This window comes from Planktothrix tepida PCC 9214, assembly GCF_900009145.1.
In the GTDB taxonomy this organism is placed as follows: Bacteria; Cyanobacteriota; Cyanobacteriia; order Cyanobacteriales; family Microcoleaceae; genus Planktothrix; species Planktothrix tepida.
Genome location: NZ_LN889817.1, coordinates 36,132 through 57,542, shown reverse-complemented (window position 1 = coordinate 57,542; position 21,411 = coordinate 36,132). Strand labels below are relative to the sequence as shown.

Here is a 21,411-nt window from a genome sequence, read left to right as displayed (position 1 = left end):
TTTTTATTAGTTATAATATTGTTCTATAATTTTAACATTATAGTAGGTAAGCCCTTGACTCAAACGCCAGACTATGAAACTGAAAGATCTACCTTAATTGCAGAACTTCAAGCCAGAAGAATCAAGCATAATCCTGAAAAGATTGTAAGAATCGCTAAATGTGCAGATGATCAAATTGTATTCTTAGAAATGGGAAATGAAAACCGAGGTTTACAGCATATTTTAGCGAAAGCTGATCAATTTGCTAGAATAGGAATTGATGCAGATGAAATTGTTGATGTTGTTATGGGAGCAATTACCAAAGGAACCATTGTTAGTTCCCAAGGTAGAGACACAGTTAACCCCCGTCCAGTTTATCAATTTATTTATAAGGGTGAGATTAAATATATTGCAGTTACAATAGGCAATAATGGATATATTGTAGGGGCAAATCCGAGAACAAAACTAAAATAATCTTTATAGAGGTTCAATTATATGCCTATAAAAATTAGACTAATGACAGATTATGGATGTTACCCCTTATGGTGGGATGAACCTGATCAAGTGGGTGATTTAGAGCCAGAATCTTTACCTTTAAGTCAAGAAACTATTCAACGTTTATATCATTGGGCTGATGCTTTTGAAACTCGATTAAACTTGGCTGATCCTTCTGATTCTCCTGAAGTTACACCGGAAGAAATAGAACGTTTTGAATGGGAAGGATTAAGTTTATGGAAACAGTTAGATCAGGAATTAGCACCTGATTATGAAGTAGTTTATTTTAGTAGTAATTTTCATCAAATTTTTACTAATCCGGTTAAATTAGAGGAAAAACTAAAGCTAAATCTGATGAAATTTAATCAAATTTCTTGGGAAGATGCTAGGGAAAATATCACTCAATTGTGTGAGCAAGTTGTGGCGAATCGAGATATTATTGTTATTCATCGTCCAGAAGGGGAAAGTGTGGTTTTAATGGCGATAGAGGAATTGAATCATTTAATAACAACTGCTCATTAGACATCTCCAAAATAGAAAAAAGGAGGGGTAAAAAGATGATAAAATTAAATTTTACCCCGGATTAGAGATGAGTAAATTAAGAGACTATCTGGACAAGAATCCCCAGCAAGCAAAAAGGCTATTAGGGATGGAATATGAACAGATGATAGAACTCATTCAAGCTGCGGAGTTATTAGAAGAAGAAAAACGACAGGAAAAAGAAAAAACTAAAATCAGGTTGATTAAAGCAGGTGGGGGTCGTCGGCAGAAATTATCTGTGGAGGAACAAATCTTACTGACTCTAATTTATCTGCATCAAATGCCGACATTTCAAATGTTAGGGTTACAGTTTGAAGTCAGTGAATCAACAGCGAATGATATTTTCCATAACTGGATAAAAATCTTGAGAGAATTACTACCAGCGAGTTTGCTAGAGCAAGTAAAAAAAAACGAGAGTGATTGGGAGTGGGTAGAAAAAATTCTGGTGGAATTTGAGTTAGTAGTAGATAGCTATGAACAGCCCAGGGAAAGACCAACAGACAATGAAGAGCAGAAAAAATATTACTCAGGAAAGAAAAAGACACATACCTTTAAAAATCAAGTCATTGTCATGCCAAATGGAAAAGAAATAGTGGATGTAGCTGTGGGTTATACCGGAGCAACAAGTGATCTGAAATTGTGGAGAGAAAGAAGCCAGGAATTGGGGAATAATCAAAAATACAGAGGGGATAAAGCTTATGTAGGAGAAACAGCAATTAATACACCGTATAAGAAACCGAGGAATCAAGAGATGTCGGCGGAAAAGCGAGAAGAAAATCGGTTAAAAGCCCAACAAAGGATTGTAGTTGAACATTTAATAAGACTGATAAAAATTTATCGAGTTGCTTCAGAAAGATTTCGGTTAAAGAGGCAAAATTATGAAGCAGTAATCTTGACAGTATGTGGATTAATAAGATGGCGAATAGGAGCGATTGTATTACCATCTAAGAATTGCCCAGAATTCTTTTGAGAAATAATTGTATATCAGAGATAAAATTCATTAGTTATTATTAATGTGACTGAAAAAGCCTATGAATCCGTTACTTTTGGAGAAGCCGGCACAGGAGTGCTAGAGATTCCAAAAGTAGCGATAGAGGGCATTTGGAGATTTTCGGAGATGTCTATTTAGAAAATGAAAAACAAATAATTGGTAAATAAAGATTATTAGAATTGTAGGGGCTACGCGATCGCATCCTTAAAAAACCCATAGGGTGCATAAGGCGAGGCCACAAGTACCAACTTTGATTGATTAATAAATTTTTGGTGCGTGCGCTGTGCTTACGCACCCGACTAATTTACTAAACAAAAAGACTAAAAGCCTTCTGAGGGTGAACAGCACCCTCAAAAGCCCTAATTATTGGCATTAACACCATAGATTATTTTTATTGTAAATTAATAAAATCTCTATGTCAATCTATTTTATCTTATATTCTTACCAATTCTCTATAGCAAAACTTCTGGCTGTTTCATATCAGTTTTAAATTATTACAATCTCTACAAGGATTGCTCTATTTACGCTTCAGCTTAATTCCCCTAGATAGAACAACTTTGTGATAGCCTAGAAATTCTCTCCCTAAAACCAGTGAAACAACTGAGTTACGGTGTCAGGTATTGACTGATTCATCCCCATCAATCTATAAAGGGACTTAAACATCATAAGAGACTAAAGCATGGCTGTCACATTATCTAAAACAGATTACAAACGGTTAAAGGTACTAACTATCCAATTACAGGCTTTAATTCGTGAAATTTCTCAAAAAGGTGCAATTCTGGATGAGATAATGGAGATCCTGCAAACTGTGAAGCTTGATACAGACAACCCGGAAGTGATTGCGAATACCCGAGTCTTCAGAAGCCCAATAATCACCAATCATATCAAGATTGAACGGATTAAAGCAATCCAAAAGCAACTGGTTGAAATTCGTGAGAGCGCAAATGTGGAGGGTTTTGATTCAACCATTGAGCATCAAAAAGAATTAATTATAAAAAATATTCATGAAATCAAACCTCTATTTTTTGAGCGAAAAGAAAATTTTCAGTTGAAACAAGATATTGCCATTTTTGAAGCTGTTGAGGTCAATGGAATGTCTGTGAAAATGGCTTCAAAACAATTTAATATTAGTGAAGATTTGGTCAACTATGCTGTCAATCGAGCGCGTGTGAAACTTGTTATTTTTCTCCTGGGTTGGGATAGTGAGAGAATAAGTTTGAGTGCTTAGTTAAAAGTTAACCTCAATCTAAAATACTTCCATTTTTATCAATAGAACTTATCCTCAAAGCATGATTCTCTCTCCAAGGATAATCATTCTAATTTTTGAGCAAACTAAACTGTAATTGTTTCCCCTGACCCTGATCTTGAAAACGCTGTTCACCGACTCCCACAACATCAATGATAATCTCACGGTTAGGAGGAATCCATTGTCCTTGACGAGGTTCGATTTCAAGGATTAATTCTTGATTCTCTTGATAAATTCGATATTTCGTTGTTGCATAAATTCCCTGAACATACTCAAAAGAATGACCATCATCTTCATATAAAATCCCCTCTCCTGTCCCTGGAAAAACCTTAAAGGTTAAACAATCAATCGGTTTTTCATCGACATATTGCATCACGGGTTGTAAGGGAATAATTGAACCCGCTTTCACATATAAAGGCATCCGTTCTAAGGGTGCTTCTGCTAAAATATATTGTGATCCAGAATAGGATTTTCCTGTCCACCAATCATACCAAATACCTTCAGGTAAATACACCGCCCGACATTCAACACCGGGGCGATAAATGGGTGCTGCTAAAATTGCTGAACCGAGTAAAACTTGATCGGATAAGGTATAGGTTTTGCTATCATTTGGATAGTGATAAAATAGGGGACGGAGAATCGGCGCTCCCGTTTGGGTGGCTTCCCAAAATAAGGTATAAAGATACGGTAAAAGACGATAGCGTAATTCTAAATATTCTCGACAAATTTGTTCAACTTTTTCTCCAAATACCCAAGGTTCATGTTGGGCGGTTGATAAAGCAGAATGACCTCGCATCAAGGGATATAAAACGCCCATTTGCATCCATCGAGCGAATAATTCTGCTGTTGCATTTCCCGCAAAACCGCCAATATCACAACCCACAAAAGCGACTCCCGATAACCCCATATTGCATAACATGGGAAGAGAAGTTTCTAAATGTTCCCAAATCGAATGGTTATCCCCCATCCACACCGATGACCAGCGTTGAATTCCCGCATATCCTGACCGTGTTAATACAAAAGATCGTTCCTGCGGTCGCAATTTTACCAGTGCTTCTGCACAGGATTTAGCCATCATTAACCCGTATAAATTATGGGTTTCGGCGTGGGTTGCTTGTTCTTCTAATGGCCCTTGTAAACAATCTAATGGAAAGGTAATTTTAGTTCCTTTATCACCAAAAGGACGGTCATCTAAGGCGGGTTCATTCATATCGTTCCAAATGCCTGCAATTCCCATATCTGTTAACGTTTGATGGCATTCTCCCCACCATTTTTGGACTTGGGGATTTAAAAAATCAGGAAATACCGCTTTATCCGGCCAAACATAACCATGAAACAATTGACCATTGGGTTTTCTAACAAAATAATCTTGTTCTAATCCTTGATCAAAAATAGTATAATGTCCTTCGGGTTCATATTTAACACCGGGGTCAATAATGGTGATGGTTTTAAACCCGTTATGGCTTAAATGTTGAATTAAGTTTTGAGGATGAGGAAAGCGATAATCACTCCAAGTAAACACTCGATATCCTCGCATATAATCAATATCTAAATGAATGACATCACAGGGAATTTTGCGGTTTCTAAATTCTTTTGCAAGTTGTTCAACAACAATTTCTGATTCATAACTCCACCGACATTGATGATAGCCTAAAGCCCAACGGGGAGGTAAGGGCATTCGTCCGGTGAGTTGGGTATAGGTATTTAAAATTTGTTCAGGTTTAGGGCCATAAATAATATAATAATCGAGTTCTGAAGCTTGGGTTTCCATGCGCCAAACTCCGGGTTGTTCAACTCCAATATCAAAGCGACTCCAATAGGTACTATTCAAAAAAATGCCATAACTTAACTCAGGACGTAATGCCATAAACATCGGAATGGCTTGATACATGGCATCGGTTAAGGCATCATAATCTAAAGAATCAACTGTCCAATTGGTTTTGACTTCTCCAATTTTATCTAAAAATCCAGTGCGTTCTCCAAAGCCATAAAAATGCTCTTCTGCTTCAATCTTTTTCCAAACTGCCATTAACCCTTGTCGCCATGCAAAACCTAATTCGGCATCAATTGCAAAAGGGTTATTATTATTATCATAACATTGAATACGGAATGGATGATGCTGAATAATAATTTTAATTTTTTCAGTAACAATTTCTGTCGTTTGTTCGATGTCTTGAGTTTTAAATTCAATAGGTTGCCAGTCTGAATCATCCACCGTAACAGCCCAAGAACGACGGGGCAGAAAGTCACCGGATGGGGCATAACGAACTCGAATTAAATTATCAGCTAATATACTAATTTTAACACAAACATTCCCACATTTAAATAGTATAGAGCGATCGCTTACTTCTACTGTTTTAACAGATTCAATTTGTGACCAATTGGGATCGAGGGTGTGTAATTGTCCAAAGTATTGAGGCATAATCTAAGACCGTAGGGATTAACAATATAGCACTTAATTAATTCTATCCTAAAAAACTTTATCCTTGTAATAAAGATTGTCCGCCATCAATCCAAACTTCAGTTCCGGTAATATGACTAGAGGCATCAGAGACTAAAAATAAAACCAGTTGTGCAACTTGTTCAGAGGTTCCCGGTTGACCATTGGTTAAGGGAATTTCACCTTCAGGAAATTCTACAGGTTCTTGAGCTTCTTCTAAGTCTTCTCGTTCAGTATTTTGATCAATTTCTGTTGTAATTGCCCCCGGACAAATGACATTAACTCTAATTTTATATTTTGCTAATTCTAACGCTGTCATTTTTGCAAAGGCAACTTGAGCCGCTTTTGTAGAAGCGTAAGCGGTTGCGCCACTATTACTAAACATTCGAGTTCCGTTAACAGAAGAGGTAATTACCACACTCCCACCTTGTTTTTTTAAATAAGGTAAGGCATATTTTAAAGTATAAAAGGTTCCATCTAAATTAATCGAAATGGTTGTTTTCCATTCTTCCGGTGAAAGTTCATCTAAAGGAGCCCAAACCCCATTAATCCCCGCATTAGCAAAAACAATATCAATTTTGCCCCAACTTTCAGCAATTTTATCCATTGATGGTTGCACTTGTTCCCAATGGGAAATATCTGCAACCATCATCATCGCTTCTCCACCTGCTTGTTTAATTTGATCAACGGTTTGTTGACTTTTGGCAGGTGTGCGATCTAGGGTTGCTACTTTTGCCCCTTCTTTTGCCAATAACAATGCTGTTGCTTGACCAATTCCTGAACCCGCCCCACTAATGACAGCAACTTTATCTTTTAATAACATGGATTAACCCCAATTTAATTTTCCCATAGTCTGAATATTGCAAGTTTTCTCAAGTTTTTACGTCTATCCTGAGAAAGACTCCCCTAAAATCAAAAAAATATGCTATAGTTACAACAAAATTATTCTAATTCCCCTTAATCTTCAGAACCTGCTTAGGATTCTTAATTTTTGACATCGGTTGTTGCTATTATGACTCTATCCTCATTAACACTTCCTTCATACAATTCTGAAATTCATCAATGGCAAACTGCAACTTGGGATGATTATTTAGCCTATCGAGATCATCCTACTTTAGAACGAGTTAAAGTATTTTATCAAGATGGATATTTATGGAGTGAAATGGGTTCAGAAGGAATTAATCATGCTAGTATTAGCGATTTATTAACCATGCTATTTGCCTTTTGGTTTGCTCGATTTCCCGTTGCTAGTTTTAGTTCACTCGGTCGCTGTCAACTCGAAAAAGCGAACACTCGCGCATCTGCCCCCGATCATGTTTTATATATTGGTGAAAATGCACCTCGTTGGCAAGCTGGAGAACCCCGTCGTATTGACTTAAATCGTTGGCGAGTTCCTGATTTAGTGGGAGAAGTTTCTGATACCACCTTAGCCACTGATTTAGATGAGAAAAAACAACTGTATGCCGCATTAGGAATTCCTGAATATTGGGTCACAAATGTTAAAGGGAAACAGGTGATTGCTTTTCGGTTAGGAGAAAACGGAAAATATGAAGAAATTGAATATTCTGTAGCTCTTTCGGGTTTGCCAATTCTCCTTTTAGAACAAACTTTAGAACAATTAACTCAAGTAGATAACGGCATGGCAGCCCTATGGTTTTATCAACAAATTGCCAATATTAATCTGAACTCCCTTGAGGAGCAGGGCAAAAATTAACAAATTGTTACACAATAGAAATGAGTTAAGAATTCAGTGAAAAACACGCGCCTAACTCTTGTTGGGTTTAAGTGGATATTGCACACTATTAAGGAATAGGTATTTTGAACGCTTTTCGTAGTTTTGATTCCAAGAGCCAACGGAGTTTACTGATACTATTTATCGCCGGTTTATGTTTTTGGACAAGTCTAACCGCACTGTTACCAACACTCCCTTTATACGTTGAATTTTTGGGTGGAACAAAACAACAAATTGGCTGGGTTATGGGCGCTTTTGCCTTGGGTTTATTACCCTCTCGATTTTGGTTTGGCCCCTTAGCAGATCGCAAAAGTCGTAAATTAGTCCTACTCATTGGAACGATAGTGGCGATGATCGCGCCTCTAGGATATTTATGGACACAATCAATTTTATTGATGCTGTTTTTGCGGGCATTTCATGGCATCAGTGTAGCGGCATTTACCCTCGGTTATAGTGCTTTAGTAGCTGATATTGCCCCTGTGGATAAACGGGGAGAAGTCATCGGATATATGAGTTTAGTCGCCCCAATTGGAATGGCAATTGGCCCAGCATTGGGGGGATTTTTGCAAACCGCTTTTGGCTATGACCCCATCTTTTTATCTAGTGCGGGGTTTGCGTTTTTAGCATTTCTAGGAATTTCTCAAGTCTTTGAACCCCAACGAAATCAACCGACACTAACTTCATCTTCTACTTCGTTCCTAGAAAAAGGATTATGGTACTGCAAAATGTTGTGGAGTCCCCGTCTACGAATTCCCGCATTTGTGATGTTAATGGTGGGTTTAATCTTTGGAACTTTAGTGACATTTTTACCCTTATCCGTGAAAGAATCTGGGTTAAGTTTTAATTCAGGTTTATTTTATAGTACCGCCGCGATCGCTAGTTTTTTAGTGCGGGTTCCTACAGGTCGAGCTTCTGATCGCTATGGTCGAGGTATATTTATTACAGGGGGTTTAATCTGTTATTTTTTGGCAATGTTACTCTTATCTAAAACAACAGGTAGTAACATTATTTTATTAGCTGCATTGTTAGAAGGCATGGGAGCAGGGATCGTTATTCCCATGATGATTACCTTAATTACAGATCGGTGTCTTCCAGAAGAACGAGGTCAATTTTTCTCCCTTTGTTTAACGGGTTTTGATGTCGGAATTGCCCTGGCTGGGCCTATTTTTGGAAGCCTTGCTGAACAATTAGGTTATTCGAGTATTTTTGCTTTGGATGCAATTTTAGCTTTAATAGCGGTCATCACCTTTGCAGGATTTTCTAATAAAACGGTTCACCTTTCTCTCAAATTTGCTATGGGTCAAGCCAAGGATGTTTATAGCTTAAATTAAAATTATTGGGGTGTGAGTCCTATAATAGGTTGGCACACCCTTTGTTTAATAGTGACCAAAGGAAGGATTTTTCCAATCATAATCATTCGGAAATATAAAATTAATAAAAGATACTGAAATACTGATCTCTAAAGCTTTGACATAATGCCACCATCCCACCGGAAGAAAAATCACTTCTCCGGGGTGTAGAATCACATCAATGGAACGAACGTTTCGATATAAAGGATAACGGCTATAATCAGGATTAGCCGGATCAATGGGACTAAAAACCCCAATGGTATTATAAAGAAATGGGGTTTGTTGAGGGGGAATCATTTTAATTAGTTTTCGCCCCGAAACTTGAGCTAAAAAGATATTAATAGGATCATGATGTAAAGGAGTTACAGTTCCGGCTGAACCAAACCAAAAAAATGTTCTTCCGGCTTTAATATCAGGGTTTAAATATTCAGGAAAAATTTCCATATCTTCAAAGAGACCCTGCATTTCTTCACGGTTTAAGGTATGGTTATTCGCCACCATATAGTAATCATTGGTTTCTCCCGCATGAACAACCCAATCAATATAATCTTGAAATAACATCGTTTTCCGATGTTGTTCTAAATTAATTTCATAATTGGGATCAGCGTTGCGATTTCCTTGAACTTGAATGCTAACATTACCATACTTTTCTTTTAAATATTCAGGTGTCCATCGGTGCAAAGCTGCCCAATTGTTCATCAGACCCGTTAAAATAACAGGTTTATTTTGTGAATAATATTGGTCTAAAAATTCATCTTTTGATAAAAAGGGAATTCGAGGAATAGTGTTAGAATGGGAAGATAAAGCAGCGAGTTGATTTTGAATTTGTAAAAGAGATTCTAGTTTTTCTAACTTTTGCAGAATTTCTTGTCCGGCTTGAAAATAAGGTTGATTGGTGATGCCTGTAACTTCTTCAATGGCAAGCTTAACATCAATCCCATTTTTAACCATACATTCAATTAAAGCCTCATCGGATTGATTAATTAATTTATTGGCGGCTACCCATTTTTTCCAACCATCAGGAAGTTGAGGAGGGTGAACTATTTCAGGCGGTTGAGACGGTTGTTGGGGTTCATGAATGGGAGGTTGAGGAAGCCATTGTAAACTGACTTTCTGGCCATCGTTTAAGGTGATTTGTAAAGGGGGAAGGGTAATTTTTAAGGGTTGAATATCGGTCATAGAGTGGCAACCTTTTATCGTTAAAAATAGGATATTTTAATAAAATAAAATCAAAAAACACAAGAGCATACTATAATTATATCCCAAGGGTTGCAAATTGTCTATAATTCTCAGTTTTGTTAGCCGAATTGAAGAGAAAAACAATCATCAGAGTCATAGGAAATTAAAAAACTGCAATCAACCCGGTTAGTTTTCCCAGAATTGAATCCATTGACGAGTTCCAAAATGTTGACAAGATTGGGCGGCAATTTTGGCGGATTCAGCTAAGGCGGTGGTAAAGTTTTGGGATAGAATAAAATGGCAAAAAGCACCATGAAAAATATCCCCTGCACCTAAAGTATCTATAGCTTGAATGCTGGGAACCGAGATTTTCCCACTTCCTTCTTTAAGGGTAGCATATTCAATGGGTTTTTCTCCTTGAGTAATGGCAATATAAGGAATATTTAAGGCTTTGAGATAATTAAAAACATCTTCGGAAGTTTGGCAGTTAGGAGGATAAAAAGCATTAGAACAAATGGCATAGGTGATATGGGGTAAAATTGTTTCTAATCCCGGTTTCCAACTGCCTCCATCTAAAATAATAGGTATTTTCTGGGTTTTGGCTTGCTGAATGATAATTTGACTCATCGGAATTTGATGACCATCGATTAAAATAATATCAATATTATCTAAAAATTGAGGTAAATTTGAGAAGTTGGAAACTTGGGATTTTGTCGCATTAATGGAAACAACCATCCGATCACCTGTTTCAGGAGTCACAATAATTGATGAGACGGGAGGTGCTTCTAAACGAGTGGGATCTAAGTCTACCAGATTAACATTATAGTATTGTAAATCGGCTCGAATCAGTTGTGTTAAAGGATTGCTACCTAATACTCCCAGTAAGGTAGATTGGTTCCCTAAACTGTTAAAAGTAACAGCAGCATTGGTTGCTGGCCCCCCAGCAACAACGCTATAATTTGAAGCCACAATTTTTTGATTTTTATGGGGATAAGTGTTAACCGAATAAATGAAATCAAGGGTGATTAATCCCACAAATAAGCCTTGTTTAGCCATAAAATGATTTTAAAAATTGAGAAGTTAACAAAAGGTTAAATCGAGTTTAATAAACTTTTTTTTTCTGGAAAAGCCGAAAAATACAGTTGGCATCAACAGGCGGTGAAAAATAATACCCTTGTGCATATTCACAGCCTAAATCCTTTAAAATAGCAATTTGTTGTTCTGTTTCTACTCCTTCTGCAATCACATCCAAATTTAAACTATGAGCCAAGGTAATTAAGGTTTTTATAATATCTAAGCTTTTGGGATTTAAGTTAAGGTTTGAGATAAAAGAACGATCAATTTTTAATGTATCTAAAGGAAGAGATTGCAAGTAAGATAAACAAGAGTAACCTGTTCCAAAGTCATCAATTGCTAATCGAATTTTTCGGGATTGGAATTGACTCATGTATTGGGTTACAATTTCAGGATTTTCCATTAAAATGCTTTCCGTAATTTCTAGTTTTAACGTGAATCCTTCCAAGGGATTAGATTGAATAATATTATCAATTAAGCTAGTAAAATCCGAATTCAAGATTTGTAAACCGGATAAATTAACACTGAGTATTAAAGGAAATTGTTCAGGAAATTCTTTGTACCAGCGACTAAATTGGCGACAAGCCTCTCGAAGTACCCATTCTCCCAAGGGAATAATCAGTCCAGTTTCTTCTGTCAAAGGAATAAATTCTGAGGGCGGAATTAAGCCTCGACTCGGATGTTGCCAACGAACTAAGGCTTCAAACCCTGCTAAATGTTGATTGTCTAAGCTGTAAATCGGTTGATAATAAACCCGAAATTCCTGATTTTCTAACCCTAATTCTAAATCCGATTCTAACTGCAATCGATTTAAAACTGCCATCTGCATTTCAGGATTAAAAAAAACGGTACAATTTTTTTGATTCTGCATTCTAGCATAGTGCATCGCTGTATCTGCTACCCTTAAAAAATCTTCTGCTTGTTCACAGGGAAAACTTGATAATGCAATCCCAATGCTGGTATTTCCTGATGCAATAATTCGGTGTCCTCGCAGGGATAATTTCAAAGCTTTATGAATTTGATTTGCTCTTTCTAAGGCAATATTTTCTGATTGAATACCGGGTAAAAACAAAACAAATTCATCTTTCCAAATTCGAGCTAATACATCAGTAGTGTGAAGACAAGATTTTATCCGTTCAACTGCTTGAATTAAAAACTCTTCAGCTAAAGTCTTTCCATAACCATATCGAATTACTTTAAATCGATCTAAGGCTAGATAAAAGACAGCAAAATCTAACCGTTGATCAATAGCGGCTCGAATACATTCTAAAACATGATTTTGATTCGGCAGCCCCGTAAGTTTATCATAAAGAGCCAAATATTGTAAATTCTCAACAGCAGCTTCTAGTTGTTCTTTTTGCAGGCGACTTTTAGTGACAATATCAATCGTTTTGCGGATGGTTAAAATTAAATCTTGAAAGTTAATGGGTTTGGTTAAAAAATCAAAAGCTCCTCGATTCATGGCCGTTCTAATATTTTGAATATCGCCATAAGCTGAGACAACAACGGCTTTAAGGAGCGGATCAATTTTAGGGATTTGTTCGAGCAATGCCCATCCATCCATCCCCGGCATATTTAAGTCGGTTAAAACCATAGAAATATGGGGAGTTGAACGCAAAATATCCAAAGCATCAATACCACTGGTGGTAAACAAAAACTGGAATTCTCCAATTTCAATTTGATGTTTTAATCGTCTTTCTATCAACCGTTGTAACTCCGGTTCATCATCAATTACTAAAATACAAGCTGGGGTTTGAGGCATAATAATATAGCGTGTAGGGAACAGGGAACAGGGAACAGGGAACAGGGAACAGTAGTTTATGACCCTCATCATTTTTTTATTTTAATCACCTCCGGTTCAATAGAATTAGATGAGATATTATTCGTGACACAAAATCCGATGCGATTAATTCTCCTGCTGAATTTTAGGTAAAGTTAAAGTAAACTCAGTATATTGTTTCCATTTTGTATCAAGTTGAATGCTTCCTCCATGCTGTAAAACAATAATATCATGGGTTAAAGATAAGCCTAGCCCCATGCCTTGTTCGGGGGGTTTGGTTGTAAAAAAAGGGGTAAAAACATTAGCAATCGTGTCAGGTTGAATCCCAATTCCATTATCATGAATTTTAATTTCAATATAAGATTCTTGATTCTTTGTCGTTAAGGATAAAGTAGGGCTAAAATTAGTATTTCCATGCTGCTCTTCTAAGAATTTTAAATAAAGGGCGTAACAGCTATTATCAATTATATTAATAAAAGCCCGATGTAAATCCGAGGCAATTGCTTCTATGGGTTCTAAATTAGAATCAAATTGTGTATGAATTGTCATTAAAAACTGTAGATGTTTAGCTCTAAAACTATGGTAAGCTAATTTAAGGGCTTGAGGTAAAAGATCATTGAGATTAATACATTGATATTCTCCCGGTTCAGAACGAGCCAACTGCATCATACTTTCAATAATTTGACTAGCCCGTTCTCCATGTTCATAAACCGCCTGAGAATCCTGGATTACCTCTTGCAATTGATTGATAATTTTCTGGGGTTCTAGCTGAGGATTTTCCTGGATATTTACGAATAATTCATTTAAGCTATCAATAGAAGATTGAGCATAATTAATCACAAAATTTAAAGGATTACGAAGTTCATGGGCAACCCCTGCGGTAATTGTTCCTAAAGACGCTAATTTTTCTTGAGCAATAATTTGTTTTTGGGCGGCTCTTAACCGTAAATGAACTCGAACTCTTGCTAAAACATCTTGTTCATCAAAGGGTTTGGTAATATAATCTACAGCCCCTAAAGAAAGACCCTTAACTTTATCAATCGTTTCTGATAATGCCGTCATAAAAATAATCGGAATATCCTGAGCTTTTGGGTTAGCTTTCAGACGACGACAGGTTTCAAATCCATCAATTTTAGGCATTTTTACATCGAGTAAAATCAGTTCTGGTAATTCTTCCATGACCTCCTCTAAAGCTTCTTCTCCATTGGTTGCGATCGCCAATTGAAAGCCGGCACTGGTTAAAGTTTGTGACAGAATTTTTAAATTGGTGGGATTATCATCAACAATTAAAATGAGTTGATTGTGCATTGATTTAGAAACTCCTTAATTTGTGTTAATTGAAATTCTTGAGTCATGGACTTAATCCGATCTGCAAATAAACTCCAACGCGGATCAAAAGCTTTGAGTTTCATCACTTCCTCTTCCAATTCTAAAACTCTCCCTCGCTTGGCTAATTTAACTAAATTATCTAAAATTTCAGGACTGGGAATGACTAAAGTAAGCGGATTTTCTGAAAGGGGTGGAAGCCAAGTTTCTTGGGGGCGATCATATTCCCATTCTAACTTTAACCAAGTTTTAAGTTTATGTAGTAAATCCTCAACTTGTAAGGGTTTAGGAAGAAAATCATTGCATCCCGCATCATGGCTTTGCTGTCGATCCCATTCATAAACAGATGCGGAAGTTGCAATCACAGGAATATTATTGAATTTGGGTAAAGAACGAATGCGGCGAGTCATTTCAAAACCATCCATAATCGGCATTAATAAATCAGCAATCACTAAATTAGCTTGGGTAATTTCCAGTTGCTCTAACCCTTCTTGACCATTACTTGCTTCTAACACTTCAAACCCTAAAGGTTGCAATAAATCGACTAACACTAAGCGATTTTCAGGTTTATCATCCACGACTAAAATCTTGAATTTTTTTCCTCTAAATCCTACAATAGAAGATAAGGAATTACCGTCAGGTATCGGTTGCCATTGGGTTGAAGCCGGAAGAGTTAATTCAAACCAAAACTTACTCCCTTTTCCAGGGTTACTTTCTACAAATAAATCTCCTCCTAAGTGTTTAATTAATCGTTGAGTAATCGCTAACCCTAATCCAGTTCCCTCGGCACGATAGGACATCTCTGCCACCTGTTCAAAGGGTAAAAAAATCCGCTCTAATTGTTCAGGATTCATGCCAATTCCGGTATCTTCAATTTGAAATTTAAGGGTTGTATCAATAGGATGATGAGTGCATAAAGAAGTAGTTAATTTTTCTTTATCAATGACTTTTAAACTAAAAGTTAGCTTTCCAGAGTCCGTAAATTTAACGGCATTTCCTAAAAGATTAATTAAAATTTGTCTTAAGCGTTTTTCATCAACTTCCACAACGGTTGGAAGTGGAGATAAAGGCATATAGATAAACGTTAAACCTTTTTGTTTAGCTTTAATCGCGCAGATTTCTATAACGTCTTTTAAAAAAGTTTCTAAATTGATCGGTTGAACTGAGATATCTAGTTTTCCTGCTTCAATTTTTGATAAATCTAAGATATCATTAATCAAGGTCAGAAGATGGGTTCCACATTGATGAATAATTTGAATTCCCGCTTGTTCTTTTTCAGATAAGGTTGTTGAACGTTTTAAAATTTGGGTATATCCTAAAATTCCATTTAAGGGGGTTCGTAATTCATGACTCATATTGGCTAAAAATTCACTTTTAGCATGACTCGCGGCTTCCGCATCTTCTTTGGCTTCTTTCAAGGCTTCTTCAACTTTTTTTCGTTCCGTAATATCAATATTAATTCCCACAATTCGAGTCATTTTATGAGGACGTTCAGGTAAACCAATTCCTCGACTTAAAATCCAAATGTAATGACCTTGTTTGTGTCGCATTCTCAAAATAATTTCATAATGAGAATATTTCCGATAAATATATTTATAAACTTGGTTAAGAACGGAATCTCGATCTTCTGGATGAATTCTATAAATAAATTCATCAATTTTGGAACTAAATTCTTCTTCGGTGTATCCTAACATTTCTTGATATCGAGGGGAATAATAAGCTTCACCTGTAATAATATTCCAATCCCATAAGCCATCATTAGCACCTCGCATGGCTAACTCAAATCGTTCTTGACTTTCCCGTAGTGCTTGTTCAATGCGTTTACGTTCTAATATCTCTTGTTGTAAGGCTTGGGTTCGTTCGGTCACTTTTTCTTCTAAGGTTTGATAAAGACGAGCATTTTCAATGGAAATTGCGGCTTGAGAAGACAGTAAATTTAAAATTTCTAACCGTTCTGACGTAAAAGCTCCAGCCATTAAATTATTCTCTAAATATAAAATTCCCATCAGTTTTCCTTGGTTCAAGAGGGGAACACATAAAATAGATTTAGGTTGATAGAGAAGAATATAATCATCACTGGTAAATTTATTTTCTTCCGTAGCATCATGAATCACTAAACTCTCTTGGGTATGAATTACATAATTAACAATAGCGTTGCAAACTTCCGGGGTATTCGTGTGGGGATTTATCCATTCAATCGGAATCTTTTGTAGAACTTGAACTTGATCAGGAACAGTTGTTACCGATGCTTGAATAAACCAGTGTTCATCAGATTCTAAAATTAAATATCCTCGCTCGGCTCCCGCATTTTCTAATACAATTTTCATGATTTTGGTGAGTAAATGCTCAATAGAAATTTCCCGTGAAAGAGCTTGAGAGGCTTTAAAAATACTGGCAATATCTAAGGAATTGGATGAATTAATATTATCAGGTTTCTGTAAATTTTTAGGACGATTATTACAATAATTCGTAATATTTTTAGCCTGAATTTGTTCCAGATTCCATGTCCAGTTGCCTTTGTGGTTGCCTTGTATCCACGATAATTGAGTTGGGTATTGAAATTGCAATAATCCTTCTGTATAAAGGGATTTCAAAAATTCTTTAGTAAAAAAAGGATTTCCTTGAGTTTTTTGATAAACTAAATTTGCTAAGGATTGACTGATTTCCAGAGAACAATTTAATCCTTCAGCAATTAAATGATTAACATCTGATAAGCTTAAATTATTGAGAATAATTTTAAACCCTTTATCTTGGCTTTCTTTAATCACTTCTAGGATTGATTTTAAGGGGGGATTGAGATTTAATTCGTGATGGCGATAGGCTCCAATAATCATTAAATATTGAATTGTTTCATCTTGAATTAAGGTTTTAATCAAGTTTAAAGATGCCCAATCTGCCCATTGTAAATCATCTAAAAAAATCACTAACGGATGTTGAGGTTGAATTAACGCTTGGATTAATTTTTTAAAAGTCCATAAAAAACAATTCGGAGTGGCTTGTAAATCCAGAGATTTAGGGGCAGATGTTTTGCCAATGACTCTTTCTAAGTGGGGAATTACATCAATTAAAAGATGTCCTTTATTTTCTACAAAAGCCAAAATTTTTTGTTTCCATTGCTCTAATATTTCTTTCCGTTCTGTTAAAATTTGATGGCAAAACTCATTTAAGGCTTGAGCAATGGCAAAATAGGGAATATTTCGTTTATATTGATCAAATTTTCCTGAAATAAAAATGCCTCGTTTAGCCGTTACCGGTTTATGAATTTCTCGAACTAAGGCCGATTTTCCCACACCAGAATAGCCCGAAACCCAAATTAATTCTCGGTTTCCTTGACTCACCCGTTCAAACGCTTTTAACAAGGTTTGTAGGTGGTGTTCTCGACCATATAATTTTTCTGGAATTTGTAATTTATCGGATAAATCTTGGCTTCCTAATAGAAAAGGTTCAATATCACCCTGGGTTTTAATTTGTTCTAAACATTGTTCTAAATCACTTTTAATTCCATAAGCAGATTGATATCGATCTTCGGCATTTTTAGCCATTAATTTTAAAATAATACCGGATAGGATGTCAGGTAAGCTAAAGGCTGTATAGTGACGGGGAGAAATCGGAGTTTTAGCTATATGACTATGGACTAATTCTAAAGGGTCATCACTTTGAAACGGTAATCGACCCGTGAGTAATTCATATAACGTTACCCCTAAAGCATAAAAATCACTGCGATAATCAATTGGACGATTCATGCGTCCCGTTTGTTCAGGGGAGAGATAAGCTAAGGTTCCTTCTAAGGTATTGGGAGAAATAAAGGTAAGGTTTTCTTGAGATAAAACACTCGCAATGCCGAAATCAATCAGTTTAACAATTCCCGTCTGAGGATTTAAGATAATATTACTAGGGTTAATATCTTTATGAATAATATTAAATCCATGAATTTGACCTAAACTTTTAGTAATGGCGATCGCTAATTGCAAAAATTCAATTAAATTCAACTGACCCGCCGATCCCAATTTCGTCAGAGATTCTCCCCCAAAATCTTCTAAAATCATGATCGGGTGAGGGTGATGGTGTTCTAAGCCGTAAACTTTCACCACACCGGGCAGATTTAAAGACTGAATCAGTTCATATTCTCGCTGAAACCGAGCTAACTGTTTGGGATTATGTCCCTGTTCCCGCAAGACTTTCAGCACAACCGGCTGTTCATGGTCAACCCAATAGCCCCGATACACTAAACTGGTGGGACTGCTATACAGTAAAGTAGTTGTGCCAAATCCTGATAGTGTCAGCATTCTGGTTCAGTTCATGATTTTCGGGGTCAAGAGCAACAAGCCTTAATCTCAAGATCAAAAATGAACTGGAGATGTACTCTATACTTCTCTAAGATACCTAATATTATCCTTGAGGTATGGTGCGTTATATCACAGTTATATTTGCGTAAGGTCTTAAATTAAACATGACGATTCAAGCTGGAACCCTTTATATTGTTGGTACTCCCATTGGCAACCTGGAAGATATAACCTTACGCGCGATAAAAATTTTACAAAGTGTTGATTGGATTGCGGCTGAAGATACCCGTCATACGGCCAAGTTATTACACCATTTTGACATCAAAACGTCGCAACTAAGTTATTATGAACATAATCAACATCGCCGGATTCCCACTCTGGTTGCATCTCTACGTCAGGGAAATGCGATCGCCTTAGTGACTGATGCCGGAATGCCAGGCATTTCTGACCCCGGATATGAATTGGTTAAAGCTTGTATTGAAGCGGAAATTCCCGTGATTCCCATTCCTGGGGTTAGTGCGAGTTTAACAGCTTTAAGTGCGGCGGGACTGCCAACGGATCGATTTGTTTTTGAAGGCTTTTTACCGACCAAAAATAAAGAACGTCAAAACCGTTTAACTTTATTACAAACTGAATCTCGAACCTTAATATTATATGAAGCGCCCCATCGTCTTCTGGAAACCTTAACCGATTTAGCGCAAAGTTTAGGATCAAAACGGTCAATTGTCATCGCACGGGAACTCACAAAACTGCATGAAGAATTTTGGCGCGGAACGTTAGCAGAAGCCGTACAATACTATCAAGATCATAACCCCAAAGGTGAACTCACATTAGTGATTGCAGGTATTACGGAAACGGCAACTCCTCTGACAGAAGATCAAATTAAAGCGGAACTCCAACGTCTAATTCAAGAGGGGATGTCCCATTCCGAAGCCAGTCGCCAAATCGCCGAAGCCACCTCCATTTCCCGTCGCCAAATCTATCAACTGGCTTTAACTTTACCTGATTTGGGTTAATAAGGCGATAATGGATCATTCTACAATTGCTGTCTTCTGCTATTGTATTATTCTATATTTAATTTTCCTATTTCCTCTAATATGGCTTCTCTTACCCAGCACCGTCGGTCTGTGCGACGTTCTTCTGTTCGAGGCTATTCTTTAAGGCACTCGCCTATTAAAGTTAGAACTAAACCTCCCCATCCATTAGCACGGTTAAAATACTCTCGAATTCTATTTTTAATTGCCCTATTATTAACCTTTAACTGGACAATGGGAGGGATTTTTAAACTATTATTTCCACCCGCAAAACCCCAACCCCAAATTCAAAATACTACGATTTCTGCCCCAGTAGCTACCAATACCGATAAAACCGTTGTTTATAATATTAAAACTCCTCCTAATTTAACTTCTAGTAAAGACTTACAAACTATTGTTGATGGGGCTGTTAATATTGCCAAAACCCAAGGATTACCAACCGAATCTTTATCGATTAGCTTAATTGATGTTAGTAATCCTCAAACCCATACTATTGCTGGATATAACAATACTACCCTCAGATTTCCCGCCAGTGTTGCTAAATTATTTTGGATGGTGGCATTTTTTGGCTATGCCGAAAAAGGATATATTCCCCAAGAATCCCCCTTTTATACCGATTTATCCCACATGATGCGAATTTCCGATAATGATGCCGCTAGTCGCATTGTTGATGCTATTACACAAACTGAATCGGGGGAAAATTTAGACAAACCTCAATTAGATAAATGGGTGCAAAAACGCAGTCAAGTCAATCAATTTTTTGAAAAATCCGGTTATAAAGGGATTAATTTAACCACTAAAAATTATCCCATTACAGGGATAGGAGAAGAACCCACAGGTCGAGATTTACAACTGCGAGAAAATCCCCCCTATTCTAAAGGAAATCTTGTCACCACAGACCAAACCGCACGATTAATGTATGAAATTTATACAAAACAAGCCATTTCTCCTGTAGCCAGTACCAAAATGGCCTATTTATTAACTCGTGATTTAAACCCCAAAGCCTGGAAAAATATTGATGCTAACTCCGTTGAAGGATTTTTAGGAGAATCTTTACCTCCTGACATTTACTATGGGTCTAAAGTAGGTTATACCAGTCGTTCTCGTCAAGAAGTTGCCTTTGTTAGAACTTTAAACGATAAAGCCATTTATATTCTAGTCGTATTTGGAGATGATCCTGCATGGTCAAAAAATGAAAAGGTTTTTCCTCAAATTTCCCGCTATATTTTTGACCGTTTAAATCAAACTCCCTTAAAAAGCACCCCCGAAAAAGTGACTCAACTCAATTCTTTATCTTTACCCATAGTCGGTATCGAGCATTAAATTGTAGTAAGCCCTTCAGGGCTTAATTCCCCTCTCTATAAATATGAAAAAAGACCTAATCATTCCTCAAACCTGTCCTCACTGTGAGGGAAAAGGATATATAGAAATTCGAGATTGTTCAGGAGAAATTCAACGGGAAGAAACTTGTTTTTTCTGTGAAGGAACCGGAGAATTTATTCCTGAAAAAGATCAAAGTAGAATCACAAACCTTGACTCTGAACAAGAGGATAGAAGTATCAAAAATTAATACTTTTCCCATTATTGATATTCCCGATGTTCAGCTAAACTTTTTTCTAATAATCCTTGTTGCGTGATTTTTCCTAAAGAACCTGATGCGATTAATTTGGGTAAATTATCAATTTCATCTAAAGGAATTAACTGGTTTTCTCCCGTATCTTGATCTCGATAAGCAACCATAACAAAAGGAATAAAATCAGGGGTTAATTCATCCATTAAAGCGGGGTTATGAGTCGTGACTAAAATATCAATATTCCGTTTTTTCCCAATTTCTCGTAACATTTGTAAAAGTAAACCAGCGCGAGAGGGATGTAAACCATTATCAACTTCTTCAATCACAATTAAACTGCCTTCGGGACGGGTTAATAAAGCGGTTAAAATGGCTAAAAATCTGGTTCTTCTA

17 protein-coding genes are annotated in these 21,411 nt (G+C 36.7%); 9 read left to right on the top strand and 8 right to left on the bottom strand.

Annotated elements, in window-relative coordinates; translation table 11 throughout:
• The first annotated feature begins 54 nt into the window (after window positions 1-54).
• From PL9214_RS28450 to PL9214_RS28435, 4 genes are all read left to right on the top strand, one after another.
• The gene (locus PL9214_RS28450) at window positions 55-453 is read left to right on the top strand and encodes a hypothetical protein (RefSeq protein ID WP_072722673.1); all 399 of its coding nucleotides are present in this window, start codon (window positions 55-57) and stop codon (window positions 451-453) included.
• Window positions 454-474: 21 nt separating this feature from the next.
• A complete protein-coding gene (locus tag PL9214_RS32960) occupies window positions 475-996 on the top strand; it encodes a type II toxin-antitoxin system Phd/YefM family antitoxin (RefSeq protein ID WP_139295194.1) in 522 nt (173 codons plus the stop codon).
• A gap of 67 nt (window positions 997-1,063) precedes the next feature.
• Window positions 1,064-1,984 carry an IS5/IS1182 family transposase gene (locus PL9214_RS28440; RefSeq protein WP_072717485.1) on the top strand — a complete coding sequence of 307 codons (921 nt, stop codon included), beginning with the start codon at window positions 1,064-1,066 and terminating at the stop codon, window positions 1,982-1,984.
• A gap of 700 nt (window positions 1,985-2,684) precedes the next feature.
• A complete protein-coding gene (locus PL9214_RS28435) occupies window positions 2,685-3,233 on the top strand; it encodes a hypothetical protein (protein ID WP_072722671.1) in 549 nt (182 codons plus the stop codon).
• 88 nt (window positions 3,234-3,321) lie between these two features.
• On the opposite strand, the gene PL9214_RS28430 is transcribed toward PL9214_RS28435, so the two are convergent.
• Window positions 3,322-5,673, bottom strand: a complete 2,352-nt coding sequence (locus PL9214_RS28430; protein WP_072722670.1) for a glycoside hydrolase family 31 protein — start codon at window positions 5,671-5,673, stop codon at window positions 3,322-3,324.
• Between the two features lie 58 nt (window positions 5,674-5,731).
• Complete coding sequence (locus PL9214_RS28425) at window positions 5,732-6,514, bottom strand: SDR family oxidoreductase (RefSeq protein WP_072722669.1); 783 nt, start codon at window positions 6,512-6,514, stop codon at window positions 5,732-5,734.
• 189 nt (window positions 6,515-6,703) lie between these two features.
• On the opposite strand from PL9214_RS28425, the gene PL9214_RS28420 reads away from it, so the two are divergent.
• Complete coding sequence (locus PL9214_RS28420; protein ID WP_072722668.1) at window positions 6,704-7,405, top strand: Uma2 family endonuclease; 702 nt, start codon at window positions 6,704-6,706, stop codon at window positions 7,403-7,405.
• 104 nt (window positions 7,406-7,509) lie between these two features.
• Window positions 7,510-8,754, top strand: coding sequence for an MFS transporter (locus PL9214_RS28415; protein WP_072722667.1), 1,245 nt, complete (start codon window positions 7,510-7,512; stop codon window positions 8,752-8,754).
• 45 nt (window positions 8,755-8,799) lie between these two features.
• Here PL9214_RS28415 and PL9214_RS28410 read toward each other — a convergent pair whose 3' ends face one another.
• The 5 genes from PL9214_RS28410 to PL9214_RS28390 all read right to left on the bottom strand — a co-directional run bounded on the left by PL9214_RS28410 (window position 8,800) and on the right by PL9214_RS28390 (window position 18,417).
• The gene (locus PL9214_RS28410) at window positions 8,800-9,951 is read right to left on the bottom strand and encodes a cupin-like domain-containing protein (protein ID WP_072722666.1); all 1,152 of its coding nucleotides are present in this window, start codon (window positions 9,949-9,951) and stop codon (window positions 8,800-8,802) included.
• Between the two features lie 186 nt (window positions 9,952-10,137).
• On the bottom strand, window positions 10,138-11,007 hold the full coding sequence (locus tag PL9214_RS28405; RefSeq protein ID WP_072722665.1) for a sugar kinase: 870 nt from the start codon (window positions 11,005-11,007) through the stop codon (window positions 10,138-10,140).
• Between the two features lie 46 nt (window positions 11,008-11,053).
• A complete protein-coding gene (locus tag PL9214_RS28400) occupies window positions 11,054-12,787 on the bottom strand; it encodes a putative bifunctional diguanylate cyclase/phosphodiesterase (RefSeq protein WP_072722664.1) in 1,734 nt (577 codons plus the stop codon).
• 144 nt (window positions 12,788-12,931) lie between these two features.
• Window positions 12,932-14,113: a hybrid sensor histidine kinase/response regulator gene (locus PL9214_RS28395; RefSeq protein WP_072722663.1), complete on the bottom strand. Its 1,182-nt coding sequence runs from the start codon at window positions 14,111-14,113 to the stop codon at window positions 12,932-12,934.
• Complete coding sequence (locus PL9214_RS28390) at window positions 14,092-18,417, bottom strand: AAA family ATPase (protein WP_072722662.1); 4,326 nt, start codon at window positions 18,415-18,417, stop codon at window positions 14,092-14,094. The genes PL9214_RS28395 and PL9214_RS28390 overlap by 22 nt, the downstream gene beginning before the upstream one ends.
• A gap of 164 nt (window positions 18,418-18,581) precedes the next feature.
• Here PL9214_RS28390 and rsmI point away from each other — a divergent pair, with 164 nt between their 5' ends.
• The 3 genes from rsmI (at window position 18,582) to PL9214_RS28375 (ending at window position 21,018) form a co-directional block, all read left to right on the top strand.
• Window positions 18,582-19,430, top strand: a complete 849-nt coding sequence (rsmI, locus tag PL9214_RS28385; RefSeq protein ID WP_072722661.1) for a 16S rRNA (cytidine(1402)-2'-O)-methyltransferase — start codon at window positions 18,582-18,584, stop codon at window positions 19,428-19,430.
• 81 nt (window positions 19,431-19,511) lie between these two features.
• Entirely contained in the window at window positions 19,512-20,771 is a 1,260-nt protein-coding gene (locus PL9214_RS28380; protein ID WP_072722660.1) for a serine hydrolase, read from the top strand.
• Between the two features lie 43 nt (window positions 20,772-20,814).
• The gene (locus tag PL9214_RS28375) at window positions 20,815-21,018 is read left to right on the top strand and encodes a hypothetical protein (protein ID WP_072722659.1); all 204 of its coding nucleotides are present in this window, start codon (window positions 20,815-20,817) and stop codon (window positions 21,016-21,018) included.
• An 11-nt stretch (window positions 21,019-21,029) separates the two neighbouring features.
• Here the strand turns inward: PL9214_RS28375 and PL9214_RS28370 are convergent.
• On the bottom strand, window positions 21,030-21,411 hold a 382-nt coding region (locus PL9214_RS28370), incomplete at its 5' end, for an AAA family ATPase (RefSeq protein ID WP_139295198.1).

Excerpts from the sequence above, each read along its gene's own strand:
- PL9214_RS28420 (WP_072722668.1), top strand. The coding sequence starts at position 6,704 with ATGACTCTATCCTCATTAACACTTCCTTCATACAATTCTGAAATTCAT.
- PL9214_RS28430 (WP_072722670.1), bottom strand. The coding sequence starts at position 5,673 with ATGCCTCAATACTTTGGACAATTACACACCCTCGATCCCAATTGGTCA.
- PL9214_RS28380 (WP_072722660.1), top strand. The coding sequence starts at position 19,512 with ATGGCTTCTCTTACCCAGCACCGTCGGTCTGTGCGACGTTCTTCTGTT.
- PL9214_RS32960 (WP_139295194.1), top strand. The coding sequence starts at position 475 with ATGCCTATAAAAATTAGACTAATGACAGATTATGGATGTTACCCCTTA.
- PL9214_RS28440 (WP_072717485.1), top strand. The coding sequence starts at position 1,064 with ATGAGTAAATTAAGAGACTATCTGGACAAGAATCCCCAGCAAGCAAAA.
- PL9214_RS28425 (WP_072722669.1), bottom strand. The coding sequence starts at position 6,514 with ATGTTATTAAAAGATAAAGTTGCTGTCATTAGTGGGGCGGGTTCAGGA.
- PL9214_RS28435 (WP_072722671.1), top strand. The coding sequence starts at position 2,685 with ATGGCTGTCACATTATCTAAAACAGATTACAAACGGTTAAAGGTACTA.
- PL9214_RS28410 (WP_072722666.1), bottom strand. The coding sequence starts at position 9,951 with ATGACCGATATTCAACCCTTAAAAATTACCCTTCCCCCTTTACAAATC.
- PL9214_RS28375 (WP_072722659.1), top strand. The coding sequence starts at position 20,815 with ATGAAAAAAGACCTAATCATTCCTCAAACCTGTCCTCACTGTGAGGGA.
- PL9214_RS28405 (WP_072722665.1), bottom strand. The coding sequence starts at position 11,007 with ATGGCTAAACAAGGCTTATTTGTGGGATTAATCACCCTTGATTTCATT.
- rsmI (WP_072722661.1), top strand. The coding sequence starts at position 18,582 with ATGACGATTCAAGCTGGAACCCTTTATATTGTTGGTACTCCCATTGGC.
- PL9214_RS28390 (WP_072722662.1), bottom strand. The coding sequence starts at position 18,417 with ATGCTGACACTATCAGGATTTGGCACAACTACTTTACTGTATAGCAGT.
- PL9214_RS28395 (WP_072722663.1), bottom strand. The coding sequence starts at position 14,113 with ATGCACAATCAACTCATTTTAATTGTTGATGATAATCCCACCAATTTA.
- PL9214_RS28400 (WP_072722664.1), bottom strand. The coding sequence starts at position 12,787 with ATGCCTCAAACCCCAGCTTGTATTTTAGTAATTGATGATGAACCGGAG.